Annotated in this window: 21 protein-coding genes; 5 read left to right on the forward strand and 16 right to left on the reverse strand. The window is 41.4% G+C overall.

Annotated features, from left to right (window positions below):
- From LKD41_RS11655 to LKD41_RS11700, 10 genes are all read right to left on the reverse strand, one after another.
- Positions 1-585, reverse strand: coding sequence for a manganese efflux pump MntP (locus LKD41_RS11655; protein ID WP_227701281.1), 585 nt, complete (start codon positions 583-585; stop codon positions 1-3).
- Positions 586-803: 218 nt separating this feature from the next.
- Positions 804-2,126: a sensor histidine kinase gene (locus tag LKD41_RS11660; protein ID WP_227701265.1), complete on the reverse strand. Its 1,323-nt coding sequence runs from the start codon at positions 2,124-2,126 to the stop codon at positions 804-806.
- Between the two features lie 8 nt (positions 2,127-2,134).
- Complete coding sequence (locus LKD41_RS11665; RefSeq protein ID WP_227701266.1) at positions 2,135-2,809, reverse strand: response regulator transcription factor; 675 nt, start codon at positions 2,807-2,809, stop codon at positions 2,135-2,137.
- A gap of 21 nt (positions 2,810-2,830) precedes the next feature.
- Positions 2,831-4,603 carry a Na/Pi cotransporter family protein gene (locus LKD41_RS11670; protein ID WP_227701267.1) on the reverse strand — a complete coding sequence of 591 codons (1,773 nt, stop codon included), beginning with the start codon at positions 4,601-4,603 and terminating at the stop codon, positions 2,831-2,833.
- Between the two features lie 179 nt (positions 4,604-4,782).
- Positions 4,783-5,427, reverse strand: a complete 645-nt coding sequence (gene phoU, locus LKD41_RS11675) for a phosphate signaling complex protein PhoU (RefSeq protein WP_227701268.1) — start codon at positions 5,425-5,427, stop codon at positions 4,783-4,785.
- Complete coding sequence (gene pstB / locus LKD41_RS11680) at positions 5,428-6,186, reverse strand: phosphate ABC transporter ATP-binding protein PstB (protein ID WP_117697924.1); 759 nt, start codon at positions 6,184-6,186, stop codon at positions 5,428-5,430.
- On the reverse strand, positions 6,183-7,049 hold the full coding sequence (gene pstA / locus LKD41_RS11685; RefSeq protein WP_227701269.1) for a phosphate ABC transporter permease PstA: 867 nt from the start codon (positions 7,047-7,049) through the stop codon (positions 6,183-6,185). The genes pstB and pstA overlap by 4 nt, the downstream gene beginning before the upstream one ends.
- Positions 7,049-7,903, reverse strand: a complete 855-nt coding sequence (gene pstC, locus LKD41_RS11690) for a phosphate ABC transporter permease subunit PstC (RefSeq protein ID WP_022244257.1) — start codon at positions 7,901-7,903, stop codon at positions 7,049-7,051. The genes pstA and pstC overlap by 1 nt, the downstream gene beginning before the upstream one ends.
- A gap of 29 nt (positions 7,904-7,932) precedes the next feature.
- Positions 7,933-8,880: a substrate-binding domain-containing protein gene (locus tag LKD41_RS11695; RefSeq protein ID WP_227701270.1), complete on the reverse strand. Its 948-nt coding sequence runs from the start codon at positions 8,878-8,880 to the stop codon at positions 7,933-7,935.
- 173 nt (positions 8,881-9,053) lie between these two features.
- On the reverse strand, positions 9,054-9,698 hold the full coding sequence (locus LKD41_RS11700) for a hypothetical protein (protein WP_117697928.1): 645 nt from the start codon (positions 9,696-9,698) through the stop codon (positions 9,054-9,056).
- A 258-nt stretch (positions 9,699-9,956) separates the two neighbouring features.
- Between LKD41_RS11700 and LKD41_RS11705 the strand changes: the two genes are divergently transcribed.
- Genes LKD41_RS11705 through LKD41_RS11725 form a run of 5 tightly spaced genes read left to right on the forward strand, consistent with a single transcriptional unit; the run spans position 9,957 to position 14,840 of the window.
- The gene (locus LKD41_RS11705) at positions 9,957-11,063 is read left to right on the forward strand and encodes an ABC transporter substrate-binding protein (RefSeq protein ID WP_227701271.1); all 1,107 of its coding nucleotides are present in this window, start codon (positions 9,957-9,959) and stop codon (positions 11,061-11,063) included.
- A gap of 14 nt (positions 11,064-11,077) precedes the next feature.
- Positions 11,078-11,926, forward strand: a complete 849-nt coding sequence (locus tag LKD41_RS11710; protein ID WP_227701272.1) for an ABC transporter permease — start codon at positions 11,078-11,080, stop codon at positions 11,924-11,926.
- Positions 11,927-12,727: an ABC transporter permease gene (locus LKD41_RS11715; RefSeq protein WP_227701273.1), complete on the forward strand. Its 801-nt coding sequence runs from the start codon at positions 11,927-11,929 to the stop codon at positions 12,725-12,727.
- A 5-nt stretch (positions 12,728-12,732) separates the two neighbouring features.
- Positions 12,733-13,752, forward strand: coding sequence for an ABC transporter ATP-binding protein (locus LKD41_RS11720; RefSeq protein ID WP_227701274.1), 1,020 nt, complete (start codon positions 12,733-12,735; stop codon positions 13,750-13,752).
- A gap of 14 nt (positions 13,753-13,766) precedes the next feature.
- Positions 13,767-14,840, forward strand: coding sequence for a PHP domain-containing protein (locus LKD41_RS11725; RefSeq protein ID WP_227701275.1), 1,074 nt, complete (start codon positions 13,767-13,769; stop codon positions 14,838-14,840).
- Between the two features lie 86 nt (positions 14,841-14,926).
- Here LKD41_RS11725 and rpsR read toward each other — a convergent pair whose 3' ends face one another.
- The 6 genes from rpsR to srtB form a co-directional block, all read right to left on the reverse strand.
- Positions 14,927-15,190 (reverse strand): 30S ribosomal protein S18, encoded by a 264-nt coding sequence (gene rpsR / locus LKD41_RS11730; protein WP_022244266.1) that lies wholly within the window; start codon positions 15,188-15,190, stop codon positions 14,927-14,929.
- A 20-nt stretch (positions 15,191-15,210) separates the two neighbouring features.
- Positions 15,211-15,651, reverse strand: coding sequence for a single-stranded DNA-binding protein (locus LKD41_RS11735; protein WP_022244267.1), 441 nt, complete (start codon positions 15,649-15,651; stop codon positions 15,211-15,213).
- Positions 15,652-15,674: 23 nt separating this feature from the next.
- On the reverse strand, positions 15,675-15,965 hold the full coding sequence (rpsF, locus tag LKD41_RS11740; RefSeq protein WP_022244268.1) for a 30S ribosomal protein S6: 291 nt from the start codon (positions 15,963-15,965) through the stop codon (positions 15,675-15,677).
- 124 nt (positions 15,966-16,089) lie between these two features.
- Positions 16,090-16,293 carry a DUF951 domain-containing protein gene (locus tag LKD41_RS11745; RefSeq protein WP_227701276.1) on the reverse strand — a complete coding sequence of 68 codons (204 nt, stop codon included), beginning with the start codon at positions 16,291-16,293 and terminating at the stop codon, positions 16,090-16,092.
- Between the two features lie 58 nt (positions 16,294-16,351).
- Complete coding sequence (locus LKD41_RS11750) at positions 16,352-17,068, reverse strand: NAD-dependent protein deacylase (protein WP_022244270.1); 717 nt, start codon at positions 17,066-17,068, stop codon at positions 16,352-16,354.
- A 39-nt stretch (positions 17,069-17,107) separates the two neighbouring features.
- Complete coding sequence (gene srtB / locus LKD41_RS11755) at positions 17,108-17,947, reverse strand: class B sortase (protein WP_022244271.1); 840 nt, start codon at positions 17,945-17,947, stop codon at positions 17,108-17,110.
- Positions 17,948-18,180 lie beyond the last annotated feature (233 nt).

Genomic DNA, 18,180 nt, shown 5'->3' on the forward strand with positions numbered 1-18,180 from the left:
TTAAAATGCCAAAATTCCAAGATGCTCCAGCAAAATCTTAAGTCCGATTAAGATAAGAATTATACCGCCAGCCAATTCCGCCTTCTTCTTATATCTGTTTCCAAAGAAGTTTCCTACATACACACCAATGACAGAAATCACAAAGGTCGTAATCCCGATGATGGAAACTGCCTCAACGATTGGCACCTGCAGAAATGCAAATGTGATTCCAACGGCAAGGGCATCGATGCTGGTTGCGATTGCCAGAATAAACATCTCTTTGAAATCCAATGGCGGATCCATTTTCCCGACTTCTACTGCTTCATCCTTTTCCCGGATTGCTTCCACTACCATTTTTCCACCGATAAATCCTAACAGGATAAATGCAATCCAGTGGTCAATGCTTGTAATATACTGTTCAAACTGGCTTCCCAGTACCCAGCCAATAAATGGCATCAGTGCCTGGAATCCTCCGAAGAATAAGCCAATTACAAGACATTGCTTTTTGTTTACCTTCCGCATGGAAAGTCCCTTACAAATAGACACTGCAAAAGCATCCATTGCCAATCCGACTCCCATCAGTAAGAGTGTAAAGAACATTACCATAAACACAATTTCCTCCGATAGTATATTTAAAATGAGACTGCATGTATGCAGTTATCCTGTGCTGCATACATGAGTCTCATTCATTAAGATTTGCCAGGCCTTCATCAGACCGAGGTTGTTGACAAATCACGTATTCACGCGAACTACTCCCTCACGGATTGTTATTCAAATATACGCTAAATGATAATTTATGTCAATTCTTTCCATTCTTGTTCTTCCTAAAATACAATTTCTATGGTGGTTCCCTCATCCAGCTCACTGTCTAAGTGAAGGGCAGCATTATGCTGTGCCACAATGTGCTTTACAATGGCAAGTCCAAGTCCTGTTCCGCCGGTGGATTTCGAACGGCTCTTATCTACCCGGTAAAACCGCTCAAATACACGTTCCTGGCATTCCTTTGGAATTCCGATTCCGGTATCCGCTACACTTAAGAACGGACGCTCATCCTTTGTTCCTACCGTTACTGTGACACTTCCGCCTGGCTTATTATAGCGGATGGCATTGCTGCAAAGATTATAAAAGACTTCATCCATCAGCCCCTTATTTGCCATGACCATGGTACTCTCTCCCTGCAGAATAAGTCTGATTCCCTGCTTTTCCGCAGTCACCTGCATCATCTGCACACAGTTCTCCGCCAGTTTATAAAGGTCGATTCTTTCCATTTCCATCTGGTGGTCTGCTTCATCCAGTTCTGAAAGCTTTATAATATCATTAATCAGGCTTAACAGCCGGTTGGCATTGGAATGTATCTCATTAGAGAAACGGATGGTATCCTCTTTACCGGTCATTCCGTTTCCGATTAACTCCGCATAACCGGAAATTGCCGTCAGCGGTGTCTTTAATTCATGGGATACGTTCGCGGTAAATTCCTGGCGAAGCTGCGCATTATTGATAATATTGACGTGCTGCTCCTTAATTGTATTCACAAAAGGACGGATTTCTTCATATACATTATTTACATCCACCAGCATAATATTCGTTGCCAGCTTCTCGATAGGCTCTACCAGCTTCTTCGTCAGATAATGGGAAATTCCCATACAGACAAAGAGGATACAAAGTGCAATTACCAGTACAATCACTAAAGTATTTACCATAATACGGTTTACACTGACGGAATCCCTTCCGATTCGAAGCACATTTCCATTCTGTAAACGCTCCGCATAGTAAAAGGTATGGGTTCCGGAAGTGGCCGAGTAACGGATGGCTTCGCCTTCGCCTTTTTCCCTTGCTTCAATAATTTCCGGGCGTTCATTATGATTGTCCATCTCATCCTTATTTAACAGACTTTCATATAATACTTCCCCTTCTGATCCAATCAATGTGATTCGAAGGTCATCATCGATGGGATTATACGGGTCTTTTTCTATTCCTGCTGCAAGGTCATCTATATTCAAAAGCTCTATCACATGGGCGTAGGCTTTCAAATCTCCAAATACCTGCTCTTTTAAAATATTATAATACACTAACATAGCAGACAGCGCTGTGACCACAATGGCAAGCGCTGCTATCATAATAAATCGTATATTTATTTTTTTCTTCATGAATGCTCCTACGGCTCCATCACATAGCCCACATTACGGACGGTTTTAATCTGTTGCCCGCCATCGCCAAGCTTATGCCGGAGCGTCTTTATGTGCATATCTACAGTACGGCTTTCTCCTTCGTATTCAAATCCCCAGACCTGATTCATCAGCTTGTCACGGGATAATACAATGCCCTGGTTTATCATAAGGTATTTTAATAGTTCAAATTCTTTAAAAGTAAGCTCACAGGTTTCTCCCTGAACGGTTACGCTGTGACGCTTATTATCAATCTCTATGCTTCCACAGGCTAATGTATCACCATCATCTTCCTTTTCGGTGCGGCGGAGTAATGCTTTCACTCTGGAAATCAGCTCCATAACGCCAAAAGGCTTACTGATATAATCATCTGCACCCATATCCAGTCCACGGACTTTATCAATCTCTGTGGTCTTTGCCGTTACCATAATCACAGGAGTCTTTTCTGTTGCCGGATTTTTCCGGACACGGCTTAAAATTTCCAGTCCATCCTCTCCCGGCAGCATAATATCTAACAGCATCAGGGATGGTGCCTGCTCTGCCACTCTCTGGAAGAAATCTTTTCCGTTATCAAATTCCTCTACTTCAAAACCACTGTTTTTTAGTGCATAACGTTCGATTTCCCGTATGTTTATATCATCTTCTACGATATAGATAAGTGCCATTGCATTTTCCTCCCGGCTTTTTTATTTTTCCGGCAAAGCGTATTTTTCTGTATATTCTTTTATCTGCTCTGCAAATTTTCTGTTGTCTTCTTCATCCATATGTGCCGTCAGGTCATGCTCTTCTACCTCTTTATCCTGTTCCTGGATCAGGCAGACTGCAATATTGGAACAATGGTCGGATACACGCTCATAGTTGGTAACGATATCTGCCAGCACCAGTCCTAACTCGATAGAACATTTTCCTTTCCGAAGACGTTTGATATGTCGTTTCTTAATTGCTTTATTTAATTCATCAATAACCTGCTCTAACGGTTCTACGGTCTTAGCCAGTTCTTCATCATCGGCAGTGTATGCAGTCATGGTACGGCAGAGAATGTCTTCTACTGCTTTTCCAAATACATGCATTTCTTCCTCTGCTTTCTTAGAGAAAACCAGCTCCTTCTTTGTCATCTCGATAATGGAATCTACGATATTCGCTGCATGGTCCGAAATACGCTCAAAATCTGTAATACAATGTAACAGCGTAGATACATTCTGGCTGTCTGCATAAGTCAGATTCTGACTGCTTAATTTCGTCAGATAAGCCCTCAGCTTGTCCTCGTATTTATCTACAAGATTTTCCTTTGCAATAATGTCGTCCGCTACTTCCTGTGTATAATTCTCCAAAAGTCCGATTGCTTCTAAGAAGGAATCCTTGGAAAGGTTTGCCATCTCAATGGACATGCTGTGGCACTGCTCAATGGCAAAAGATGGTGTTGCAAGGAAACGGTCGTCTAATAACGGGAACTCCTGTACCTCTTTCTTGCTCTTTTCCTCTTCGGTAATCGGAAGTGTCAGATATGCCAACTTCTCCAGACCCTTTGTAAACGGGAATAAAACTACAGTTGCAAATATATTAAAGATACTGTGAATCAGTGCAATTCCTGCTACACCAACTGTATCATTTGCAAACGGGAAATGAATAACTGCATTCAAAATACTATATAATGTCAGGAACAATACGGTACCAATAATATTAAAATACAGATGCACAAAAGCAGTACGCTTTGCATTCCGGTTTGCTCCAACAGAAGAAATCATAGCTGTAACACAGGTTCCGATATTCTGTCCTAAAATAATCGGAATAACTGAGCCATAAGTAAATGCTCCTGTTACAGACAGTGCCTGCAGTATACCTACAGATGCGGACGAGCTCTGAATCACCGCTGTCAGAAGTGCTCCTACCAGAATTCCTAAAATTGGATTATGGAACATAGTCAGTATATTGGTAAATTCAGGAACATCAGCCAACGGTTTTACTGCTCCGCTCATACTTTCCATTCCGGTCATCAATACTGCAAATCCTAATAAAATCTCCCCTACATCAGCTTTCTTGCTTTTCTTTCCGGTCATCATTAAAACAATACCTATCATCGCAAGAACCGGTGTAAAAGAAGATGGTTTTAAGAGATTAATCCATACATTTCCACTATCTATTCCGGTCAGACTTAAGAGCCAGGATGTTATCGTTGTACCGATATTGGCACCCATGATAATACCAATTGCCTGGGAAAGTTTCATAATTCCGGAGTTTACAAAACCAACTACCATTACGGTAGTTGCTGAAGATGACTGAATAACAGCAGTTACTCCGGCTCCTAACAGCACTCCTTTGAGCGGATTGGAAGTTAATTTCTCCAGTATCCGCTCTAACTTGCCTCCTGATACTTTCTCCAGCCCAGCTCCCATAACATCCATTCCATACAGGAATAGGGCCAATCCTCCAATCAGTGTCAGTATTCCAAAAATGTCCATTTTGTCCTCCTTATGCATCGTATATGCATAGACTTTTCAATTTTTTACATATTTTTCGTCTTACATATACACCATATACACTTTAGAGACTTTTTGCAAGGATATTTTATCAGTTTGTAAGAATTATGTATAAGCAGTGTAAAAAATGTACTTATTTTTTCTCTTTTGTCTAAGAATTTTTAGTCAATATGACTTCCCGTAATGGAATAGATGACCCACTCCGCAATATTGGTAGCATGGTCGCCGATACGTTCAAAATATTTGGCTACCATAAGGATATCTGCTGCCTGCTCGCCATTTTCTGCACTCTTATTAATCATCTGGATTAAATCCTGTTTTACTTTCATAAAAAGGTCATCCACAACATCATCCTGTGCAATTACTTTTTTTGCCAGCTCCATATCGCGTTTTACAAAGGCATCAATGCTCTTGATAACCATGTCTGTGGTTTCCTTTGCCATACCCTGAATCTCTTCCGGGCTGATGATATACGGTTCATCAGACATCAGCAGTGTCATCTCGGAAATATCACCGGCATGGTCACCGATTCGCTCCATATCGGTAATCATCTTTAATGCTGCAGAAATCAGACGCAAATCTCTTGCTACCGGCTGCTGCTGCAATAAAAGCTTCATGCATAAGGATTCAATATCACGCTCCTGATGGTCGATTTCCACATCATATGCCATTGCTTTTTTGGCTTTTTCCGTATCCTGGTTTACCAGGGCAGAAACTGCCATTTCAATGGCATGCTCTATCATGCTTCCCATCTGGATTAATTCATTGTTCAACTGTTCTAGCTGTCTGTCAAAACGATTACGCATTTAACCGAACCTCCCTGTAATATAATCTTCTGTCCGTTTGTCTGTTGGAACGGAGAATAATTTTTCGGTATCTCCACTCTCTATAATCTCTCCCAATAAGAAAAATACTGTTTTATCCGATACACGGGTTGCCTGCTGCATATTATGAGTTACCATAATAATGGTATAATCTTTTTTTAATTCGATTACCAGATCCTCGATTTTGGAAGTAGAAATCGGGTCCAGTGCCGAAGTCGGCTCATCCATCAGGATTACTTCCGGCTGTACTGCCAGCGCTCTTGCAATACAAAGTCTCTGCTGCTGTCCACCGGACATGCCCAGTGCACTCTTATTCAGACGGTCTTTTACTTCATCCCAGATAGCTGCCTGCCGCAGAGATGTCTCCACGATTTCATTTAATTTGGCTTTGTTGTGGATACCGTGGGTCCTCGGGCCGTATGCAATATTGTCATAGATACTCATCGGAAATGGATTCGGCTTCTGGAATACCATTCCCACACGTTTTCTAAGCTGGCTGACATCCATGCCGCTGTAAATATTTTCACCGTCTAACCTTACATCTCCGGTAATCTTACATCCCTCTACCAAATCATTCATTCTGTTTAATGTTTTTAAAAATGTAGACTTTCCACAACCGGATGGTCCGATAAATGCAGTTATCTCTTTTGCATTGATATCAAGATTCACATCTTTTAATGCGTGGAAGTCTCCGTAATATAAGTCAAGTCCTTTGACAGAAAATTTTGCCTGCTCACTCATTTTACTTCTCCATCTCCTTTCGTGAATTTCCTGGCTATCAAAGTTGATACACCATTTATCAGTAATACAATGACCAGAAGAACTACGCCGGTTGCATAAGCCTCATTGGTATGTAAGCCCTCTCTGGAAAGTGAATACATATGAACGGCCAAGGTTCGTCCGGATGCCATCAGGTTCGGTGCAAGGTCTGCTACCGTTCCTGCAGTATAAATCAGTGCTGCGGTCTCTCCTACAATTCGTCCTACTGCCAGAATGATTCCGGACAAGATTCCAGGCATCGCAGATGGGAGTACGATACGGAATACGGTACGAAGTCTTCCGGCCCCCAATCCAAAGCTTCCTTCCCGGTAGGTATCCGGTACACAGAGTAATGCCTCTTCTGTGGTTCGCATGATAACCGGCAATACCATAATGGCAAGGGTTGCCGCACCGGCTAACATGGAATAACCCCAGTGCAGATAAGTTACGAAAAATAACATACCAAACAGACCGTATATAATAGAAGGGATACCCGTTAAGGTCTCTGCCGTAATTCTGACTACTTTAACCAGTTTACTTCCCTTCGATGCATATTCCACCAGATAAACTGCGGCTCCGATTCCAAGCGGCACTGCAAAAAGCAGGGAAAACAGCGTCATTTCCAGTGTATTTATCATTGCCGGAAGCATGGATACGTTATCCGAATTATATTCCAGTGCGAAAAGACTTGGTTTTAAATATGGCACACCGTGAATCAATATGTACGCCACCAGATAAAGTAATACTGCTACTGTTATAATTGCTGCTGCTACTACCAGCAGAAATAAAAGGAAGGAACCCGGATGCTTTTTATAAGAATTCATTTTATCTTTGAATTTTGTCATTATTCTTTATCCGCCTTTCCTTTTACAATTGAAAATACCAGATTGATAATAAGAATAAATACAAACAGTACAACGCCGGTTGCAATCAATGCCTCACGGTGCAGGTCCGTTGCATAACCCATTTCAATTACGATATTTGTTGTCAGGGTACGTACACCCTTAAATATACTGTTTGGAATACGCGCCTGGTTACCTACTACCACCATAACCGCCATGGTCTCACCAATGGCACGGCCGATTCCTAAGATGACTGCTGCCATAATTCCCGATTTTGCTGCCGGAACCACAGTCTTAAAAACACTCCGCTCATGGGTTGCGCCAAGTGCCAGTGCTCCTTCATAATAATGCTCCGGTACTGCACGGATGGCAGCTTCCGATACACTGATTATGGTTGGAAGTATCATGATTCCAAGAAGGATCGATGCGGTAAATATACTGTTTCCGTTTCCTTTAAAATGTTCTCTTACAAATGGTACTATGACTACCAGACCAAAGAATCCATATACGATGGACGGGATTCCTGCTAACAGGTCTACCATCGGCTTTAAGAAGCTATGAAGCTTCTTCGGGCAAAATCTTGCCATAAAGATTGCCATTAAGATCCCAATTGGTACTCCCACCACAATTGCTCCGGCGGTTACATAGATACTGCCTAAAATCATCGGGAAGATCCCGTAGAGGTTATTTCCCGGTTTCCATTTTGTACCTAGCAGAAAATCCGGCAATCCGATTTCTTTGATTGCCGGTATTCCATTTGCAAAAAGGAAAACACAGATTAAGGCAACAGCCAGTATGGAGAAACTGGCTGTGAGTAAGAATACTATTTTCATTGCTTTTTCTTTGAAATTATTCATACTGTTCTTACCTTATCCTACTTGCAGATTTATTTTGCAACTTCATCCCAGGTTGTTACTGCACCTGTGAAGATATCCTTTACATTATCTGAACTCATCTCATCCATTGGGTTGCTGTTGTTTACTACTACTGCGATACCATCCATTGCGATTACCTGTGCGGTAAGTCCGCCTTCTGTTTCGCTGTCTTTTAATTCTCTGGAAGCCATTCCGATATCACAGGTTCCTTCCATTGCTGCTATCATACCTGTTGTAGAATCAGATTCCTGAAGTTCGATTTCTGCATCTTTGTTGATTGCTTTGTATGCTTCAATTAATTTCTCCATTACTGGTTTTACGGAAGAAGAACCGGCTACTACGATTTTTCCGGTAGAACCATCCGATGTAAATGCTCCGTTGCTTCCCTGTGAAATATAACCATTGTCTTCGATTACTTTCTGTCCTTCATCACTCATGATGTAGTTGATGAAATCTGCTGCAAGTCCTGTTGCATCACCTTTGGTTGCAATGTTAAATGGTCTTGCGATTTTGTATGTACCGGCTTTGATGTTTTCTGCAGTTGCTTCTGCTCCGTCAATCTTTAATGCCTTTACGGTATCATTTAAAGAACCAAGTGATACATAACCGATTGCATATTCATCACCAGCTACTGATGTAAGCATTACTTCTGTACTGTTTGTGATGTTTGCTTCCTCAGTTGTGTTATCAATTTTATTTCCATCTGCATCTTTCTCTTCGATGCCGAACAGCTCGATAAATGCTCCTCTTGTTCCGGAACCATCTTCTCTGGACTGTACGTTAATCATTTCACTGTTATCAAAATCTGATGTATCTGCTGCATCACTGCTGCTGTCTGCCTCTGTTGTTGTGCCTGTCTTCTGACTGTCATCTGATGCGGTTTCTTTGCTTCCACATCCTGTTAATGCGCTGATTGCTAATGCTCCTACCAGCATTACGGATAATAATTTCTTTTTCATTTTCTTTCCTCCAAAATGATTTATTTTTTCTTTTCTCGTCTTCGTGACAATTGTTATCATAACGGGGGAACGTAAAATGCAAAGCTATGGTTTTGTAAATTGTATGTAAAAAAGCAGGTAACTGCTCTCACAATTACCTGCTTTCTTCTTATTTTATAGATTTTTGATTTTAATTACTCTGTTGCTACATCTAATAATGCTTCATCAAGCTCTGTCATGCTTCCATCAGAAATGCTGTATACGTTGTCTTCTCCAATCACTTCTACAACAACTTCCTGTGGATCATTGTATGTGATGCTGTCTACTCTTGCACTCATAAGATCATACATCATCTGATACATCTGTTCATACATTTCATCCTCTGTTGGATAAGTATCTGCATCAAAGGAATTTGCCCACTCTGTGAACTCTGTCATAAGTTCTTCCTGGATTCCGTTAAAAAGGCCTGTCATCTGCTCAATTTCAACAGTTACATAATATCCGTCTTTGTCATCCATCTTCTCAGCATCTTTTACAGTGTATTTTGCTTTTGCATATACATCTTTAAAAAGCTGACGATAGCTGTTGCTTAACTCATCGGATAAGTTGAACTGATCCATCTCTGTCATCATAGCGTCGATGTTAGATTCGTAATCAGATTCTGCCTGCTCTTTGCTACGGCCGGTCATTTTCATGTACTGCTCTGTCTCTCCTTTTGTTAAAAGATCCAGACAGGACTCTACATAAGCTGCTGCATCAAATTTTCCACAGCCAGCCAGGTTTACTACCATCATTACGGCAACTAAACCAGTTACTAATGCTTTCTTCAATGTTTTCATGATAATTTCTCCCTTACATTCATTGTTCTTTAGCGCATTAACGCAGTTACATAGAGTAATATACCATACCTTATTCTATTTCGCAACCGATTTCCTTTGTACCAATTGTCCTTTTACCTTATTCCAGTCACTTCTGATTTTTCATACGCTTTACAATCTTGGTTCATTTTTTACGCAAATCCACTTATGGATTTTACCTGCTTCTCTTAGAATGTCATTTGTGCTTATACAAAAAAACGACATTTTATGGAGGTTATTATGAAAAAGAAATTTGTAAGTACTTTATTAATTATCAGTATTTTATCAACCGGTTTACTCAGTGGCTGTGGTAAAAGTTCATCCTCTGAATCCGTAGACCTCACTTCCGTATCCTTAGATACAATTAAGGAAAAAGCCAAAGAAGAAGGAACTATTTCTTCTGTTGGAATGCCGGATGACTGGGCCAACTGGAAAGGCAGCTGGGAAAATATCACATCAACCTACGGTCTTGAGCATGATGATACAGATATGACTTCTTCAGAAGAATTATCAATATTTGAAAGTGAAAAAGATTCTCCTACCAAAGATATCGGCGACGTAGGACAGGCGTTTGGACCAACTGCCGTTGATATGGATGTTGTACAGCCTTATAAAGCTTCCACCTGGGATTCCATTCCTGACTGGGCAAAAGATCCAGATGGTAAATGGACGATTTCTTATCTTGGCACTATGAGTGCACTGGTAAATACCAATAACGTTTCCGATCCGATCACTTCCTGGGAAGACCTGAAAAACAGTGATGCAAAAGTTACTTTAGGTGATGTATTAAGAGGTGCCAGCTCACAGATGGCAGTTTTATCCTGTGCTTATGCCATGGGTGGTGATGCAGAGAATCTTGATCCTGCTTTTGACTACTTCAAAGAACTGGCAAGTGAAGGACGTATTGATGTTGCTGACGGCAGTGTAGAACGTCTGAACCGTGGTGAAATCGATGTTTTAGTAACCTGGGATTATCTTTCTTTACAGTATCGTGATATTGTAGCAGATAATAATCCAGACCTTAATATGGAATGTCATGTTATGCAGGACGGTGCTGTCCAGTCCGGATACTGTCTGGTTATCAATAAATATGCACCACATCCTTACTCCGCTGCATTAACAGTAGAATATCTCTTAAGTGATGAAGGTCAGATTGACCGGGCAAGAGGATATGCAAGACCAATCCGTGAAGATGTTGTCCTTCCAGATGATCTGAAAGCAAAAATGATTTCTGATGACGAATATACAAACACCATTCCATTAACAGATAACGATACTGTTACCAAGGCTTGTTCTGAAATTGCCAACCGTTGGGAAGAAGAAATCATTCCTCTTATCGGTGAATAGAAGTTGGTGACAGCATGAATAATTTCAAAAAAAACTGGCGGAAAATGGGCTTTTTTATGCCCTTTTTCCTTTTAATTATCTTCTTTTTATTTGTTCCATTCTTCCAGATGCTTGCCAAAAGCTTCTCCACAGGAGAAGGACATTTCGGCTTATCCTGGTATATCGAGATTTTTTCTAAAACAAGCTATCTGGTTGCCATTAAAAACAGTATCTGGATTACAATATGTTCCACTTTCTTAGGAACAATCCTTGATTTCCTGCTTGCACTTGCATTAAGCAATGCCGAAAAACGTAACAAACGGTGGTATTTATCCCTTTTAAATCTTACTTCCACCTTCGCCGGGCTTCCATTGACCCTGGCCTTTGTCACGCTGCTTGGAACTGCCGGAGTATTTGTCTTAATCGGAAAAAATATGGATATTTCCTGGCTTGCAAATTATAATTTGTATTCTTTAAAAGGAATGTTTATTATTTTCCTCTATTTCCAGATTCCAATGGGAACTCTCCTGCTGCTCCCGGCCTTTCAGGAAATCCGGAAAGAATGGAAAGAAGCGGCTTTACTGATGAACTGCAGTTCCTTCCGTTTCTGGCGGAAAATCGGATTACCGATTATGATGCCTTCCATCATGGGAACCGTCAATATGCTCTTTGCAAATGCTTTAATTGCTTATACGACACCATATCTGCTGGTAAACAACGGTGTTCCGCTATTACCGATTAAGATTACAGATATGTTTGTAGGTGATGTCAGACAGCGTCCGGAACTTGGTAGTGCATTATCTATCGTTATGCTTCTTATCATGCTATTAGTGCTTGGCTGCACCAACTTTGTTAAAAAATTATTTCAGAAAGGAAGGGATTAAATGAAAAAGAATCGTACACTGGGATTTATATGGCAGATTATCATTGCCCTGTTTTTACTCCTTCCTCTGACTGTTTCCTTTATTTATTCCTTTGCAGGAAGATGGACTTCTATTTTACCTCAGAATCTGACTTTTCAGTTTTATATTGATAAATTTACCGATTCTGCCTTTTTCCTTGGAATTTTACGCGGTATTTTCATCTCCGCACTCCCTGTTATCCTTGTTAACATCATCATTCTGTTAACACTTTTTGCCACTATCGTATATTTTCCACGCATGGAAAAATATATCCAGGTCTGCTGTATTATACCTACTACAATTAATGGTATTATCCTTGCAACCTCAATCCTGTCAACCTATGCAGGAAGCGGCACCATCTTTTCCAACCGGATTATCATGCTGATGTGCGCATACTGTATTTTCTGTCTTCCGCTTACTTATCAGGGAATCCGGAACAGCCTGTATGCCGTAAATACCAAAACATTATTAGACGCGGCTTCCATTCTTGGTGCCAATAAATTTTATGGATTTGTAAAGATTATCGTTCCTACTGTTCTTCCGGGACTTATGAATACTGCGCTTATCAGTTTCTCTGCCCTGTTTGGAGATTTTGCCATTATCAAGATTATCGCATCCTCCCAGTACGAAACAGTACAGACCTACCTTTACAAAAACCGGAATACCGATTTGCAGTCATTCAGTGCCGGCGTGGTAATCTTACTGGTTTTAACCATGATCATTAATCTGACTGTTCATAAATGTGCAGCCAGAAATAACCCTCAGGGAAATAAGGAGAATTAAATCAAATGAGTTACATGGAGATTTCAAATATAGAAAAATCTTTTGACAAAAACGAAGTACTGAAAGGTATTTCATTAAATATAGAGCAGGGAGAATTTGTAAGTTTACTTGGTCCTTCCGGATGTGGAAAATCCACTCTGCTCCGCTGTCTGTCCGGTCTTGAGACCATTGACAAAGGCACCTTTGTTCTGGATAGAAATGATGTTACGGAAACACCTGCCCAGAACCGGAATATCGGTATGGTTTTCCAGCAGTATTCACTTTTCCCGAATATGACTGTGGAAGAGAATTTATCTTTCCCGCTCACAATCCAGAAAATGCCAAAGGCTGACCAGAAAGCCAAAATAGATGATGTCCTGAATATCGTTGGTCTGACCGATAAGAAGAAAGCCTATCCAGGTAATCTCTCCGGTGGTCAGCAGCAGCGTGTTGCTTTAGCCAGAGCAATCATTTCCCGCCCGAAGGTTCTGCTTCTGGATGAGCCTTTAAGCGCAATTGATGCCAAACTTCGTAAGAATCTGCAGATTGAAATCCGGCGCATCCAGCAGGAGCTTAACATCACTACGATTTTTGTTACGCACGACCAGGATGAAGCCATGAGTATGTCTGACCGCATCTGTCTTCTGAATGATGGCAGAATCGAGCAGGTCAGCAGCCCGATTGAACTGTATACAAAGCCAAAGACCCGCTTTGCCGCAAGTTTTATCGGTCATTATAATGTTTTATCCCCGGAGGAATTCTTACAGGCATTCCAGATGGCCGCTCCTGACAATAAAATGACTGCCATCCGTCCGGAAACCATTCAGATTTCCACGGAAAAGCCGGAAGGAAATGACTCCATGCATACCCTTTCCGGAAAAATCATAAATAACCGTTCTGTTGGAAATACTTTACACTATCATATTGATGTAAATGGAATTACTTTTAAAGTAGATACGCTTTTCAGAAGTTTTGCTTTATATAAAGATGAACAGCAGGTCTGGCTTTCTTTAGAAAAACGGAACTGTCTGCCACTTGAAGATTAAGGAGGATAATTACTATGAAAGCCTGTGATAAAATGTTTTCCGAAGAAGGTTCCTGGTTTAAAGGAAACCTTCATTCCCACACCGTAAATTCTGATGGCCGTCTGACACCTGCGCAGTCGGCTTCCTATTACAGAGAGCATGGATATTCCTTCCTCTGTCTCTCTGAACATGATTATTATACCGATCTCAGAGAAGAATTAGACCGTGATGACTTTATTATTCTTCCGGGACTTGAAGCAAGCACCTATCTCATTACATCCGACGATTTTTCAGATGTTTTCGATGCGGAAACCTTAAACCGTGGTTACTGTGATATGACTTTTCAGGAACTTATGGCATTCCGGAATAAAAACTTCCACTTCTGTCTTAAGAAAGCCCATCACATCCATGGTATTCTTGGCACAAAGGAAATGCAGAAAACTGCCGATGCAGATGCTTTTACCACAAACCAGCTTTATCCGATCCGCGTCTATCTAAATCAATGGAACGGAATAGCGGCTGCACAGACCTTATCTGATAATTTAAAGAAAAAAGGCTGTTTTACCACCTATAATCACCCTGTCTGGTCCCGTGTGGATATCGAAGATGTAAACGGACTGCAGGGCATCTGGGCAATTGAATGTTACAACTATGATACCGTCAATGAATGTGCTGAAGGGGAAGATACCGTATTCTTCGATACCATGCTTCGTCACGGAACCGACATCTCCTGCTTTGCCTCCGATGACAATCATAACGGTGGAACTTTCCAGGATAGTTTTGGTGGATTTGTAATGGTAAAATCCGAGAAACTTGACCACGAAAGCATTGTAGCAAATCTGCTGAAAGGAAATTACTATTCCTCTAATGGAGCAGTCATTACACAATGGGGCTTCCGGAATGGTGAAATCTATGTGGATTGTGAAAATGCAGAACGGGTAAACTTCATCTGTGGCGGTAATATTGGAAGTAGCAGAACCGTCATGATGGAAAATAACATTCCTCTGCAGCATGTCTCAATCCCTCTGACCGGTCTGGAGCAGTATGTCCGTATCGAAGTAAAAAATACGCTTGGACAGACCGCCTGGACCAACCCGATTGTATTTTGAATGTGCGCCGCTAGGCGCACATTCAAAAAAGGACGATTCTTTCGAATCGTCCTTTTGTATACGTTGTGTACCTGCCGGTTTCAGAATTAATCCTGAACGTAAGGCATAATTGCGATATGACGTGCTCTCTTGATAGCAACTGTCAAAGCTCTCTGATGTTTTGCACAGTTTCCTGTGATTCTTCTTGGAAGGATTTTTCCTCTCTCAGAGATATATCTTTTTAACTTATTTACATCTTTATAATCGATGGTGTTGTCTTTTCCACAGAAAACACAAACTTTCTTTCTTCTGTGCATTCCGCCTCTTCTTCTCATTGGCGCACCATCTCTGTCTGTCTTATTGAAAGCCATGGCTATTACCTCCTATTGATTTAGTTAAATGGTAATTCCTCATCAATTCCGTCAGGGATATTCATAAATCCATCGCCTGCACTGCTTGGTGAAGGTCTGTCAGCCGGTGCAAAACCGCCTGCATTGTCGGATGCTGATTTACTCTCAGCAAATTCCTGCTCTTCTATTATGACATCAGTGGTATATACTTTCTGACCGTCTTTGTTGGTGTAACTTCCGGTCTGGATACGACCTGTTACAAGTACCTTAATTCCTTTATGGAAATATTTCTCAGCAAACTCTCCTGCTCTTCCAAATGCTACACAGTTGATAAAATCAGCGGTCTGCCCATCATTCCCTTCACGTCTGCCTCTGCGGTCTACAGCCAGTGAATATCTTGCGATTGCCATCTGGTTATCTCCGCTGGAGTAACGAACCTCCGGGTCTCTTGTTAAACGTCCCATAAGTATAACTTTATTCATACCACTTTCTCCTTCTCTTCTATTTATGCCTCGTCTTTTCTAACGCATAAGAAACGAAGTACGTTGTCCATAATACGAACATTCTGCTCTACTTCTGCCGGAACAGATGATTCTGCCTCGAACTGGATGAAATAGTAGAAGCCGTCGCTCATTTTCTGAATGTCGTAAGCTAATTTCTTCTTACCCCACTCTTCTACTTCTGTTACAGTTCCACCTGCACGAGTGATATACTCTTTTGCTCTCTCAACTGTAGCAGTTCTGACATCGTCTTCGATCTTGGCATTCACAACAAGTGCTAATTCATATTTGTTCATGCTAGATTTACCTCCTTTTGGTCTCTGGCCTCCTGTCTATGCGGGAAGCAAGGAATTTTTACATATCACGAGCCTATATGATAGCATAATCCGACCCGTTTCGCAAGTGTTTTTCTTATTATTCTTACGATTCTGTTTCATTTTTTTTTCGAAGCCCTTTGGTATTCTTCTCCACCAGTTTTCTGGCAATCATAATCTGATGGTCACAACCCATGCATTTCAACCGGAAATCCGCTCCTACCCGAAGAATTTCCCACTCCTGGCTTCCACAGGGATGCTGTTTTTTTAATTTTACAATATCGCCTACTTCGTATTGATAATTATTCATGTCGTCCCTTTCTTCTATGATTATCTTCTATATTATTAGGTAATTTCTTCTGCCTCTTTCAGACCTCTGACAATACGGCTCCGATGCTGCCCTGTATCAGTAAGTCTGCCCGGTTGTCCAATGGCGTGGTGGACTTATTAATCAGCACCAGCTTATTGCCCCGGTAATAATCGATAAGTCCTGCTGCGGGATATACTGCCAGTGAAGTACCGCCGATAATGAGCATATCTGCATGGCTGATATAATACACCGCATCCTCTAAGGTCTGCTGGTCTAAGCCTTCCTCATATAAAACCACATCCGGCTTGATGCTGCCGCCGCATTCATCACAGGTTGGAATTCCACTGCTCTTTAAAATGTACTCTGCATCAAATAGCTTTCCGCAGCTCTGGCAGTAGTTCCGGTGGACACTGCCATGAAGCTCTAATACCTTTTTGCTGCCGGCCGCCTGATGCAGTCCATCAATATTCTGCGTCACAACCGCCTTTAACTTACCGGCTGCCTCAAGCTCTGCCAATTTCTTATGTGCTGCATTAGGCTTTGCATCCAGGCACAGCATTTTATCCCGGTAGAATCGGTAAAATTCTTCTTTTTTACGCATATAAAAGCTGTGGCTTAAGATGGTTTCCGGCGGATAATCGTATTTCTGGTTATAAAGTCCGTCCACACTCCGGAAATCCGGAATGCCACTCTCCGTAGATACACCTGCACCTCCAAAGAATACAATATTATCTGAGTCCATGACCCATTGCTTTAATGTCTCGATACCATCCATTCTGCTGCCTCCTGTTCCATTAAAAGTAGTCTTTCTCTTTTATTCCGCTTCGCTTTCTGTGCCTGCATTCTCCTCTGCCGGTGCCACGTCACCGTTTGGAACCGCCTCTGTCTGTACCGCATGTACCAAGAAACGGTAATCATAGCCTGCCTTGTTGCAGGTCATCAATGTAATTACTTTATCCTCTGGTGTTACCTCTACGCCGGTATCATACGCTGACTGTGCCTTTACACCATCTAAGAATTCCTGAAACTGCTCATCGGATGCAAACTGGGTATAGAAATCCACTTCATTATCCACTCTTGCCAGATAACAGGAAAAAATATCATAACGGTAGGTATAATCCGGTGTATAAATATAAAAATACGGATTTTCTTTATAAAATTCCTCATCCTTATAGTTATTTAATTTACCAAACATGGTCTTGTCCTTCATATTATGACCATAGATGAAGGTATTCTGGTCAGAAAAATCAGCATGATTGTTGGCATCCATGAAAATACTTGCCGCTGTTACAGCCTGTCCCTCAAAGGTATGCTTCAGATAATATTCATTATCCTCTCCCTGCATAATCGGATAGCTGATATCAATATTTTCAAACCGGATCCAGCCGATGCAGTCCGGGTTCAGCTCCTTTAATCCGGAAAAATCTACGGTAAATTCTCCGTTTTCTTCCGTACTGATTTCATCCTTTGGCTGTTCACTGACATATTTCTGCAGTCCCTTATATTCATGGCTTCCTTTCCAGTAAGTAATTCCATACAGAATCAATCTTACTGCCGCATACAAAAATACTGCCAGTGCCAGCAGAAATAAAATCCGAAACAGGATATTCTGCTGTTTTTTCTTCTTTCGCTCATTTTTAATCTTTCCTGTCATTGTCACACCCCTAATTTTTCTCTATTTGCTGCAATAGACCTACAGAACCTGCCACTGGCAGCTTCTTACGGATGCGTTGGTAACTGCGAGCAACTCGCGTAAAAAAGAATGTGCCTTGTCACATTCTCGCGCCTGCGGCGGTCGCTTGCGACATCTACCTTATACGCCTCAGTGCGCATCCTCGCGGAGCGGTTTTTTACTTTACAGGAAAGCAATTTCCTGTAAAGTAAAAA

Origin of the sequence: Roseburia sp. CLA-AA-H209 (genome assembly GCF_020687575.1) — a bacterium.
GTDB lineage: Bacteria > Bacillota > Clostridia > Lachnospirales > Lachnospiraceae > Roseburia_C > Roseburia_C amylophila.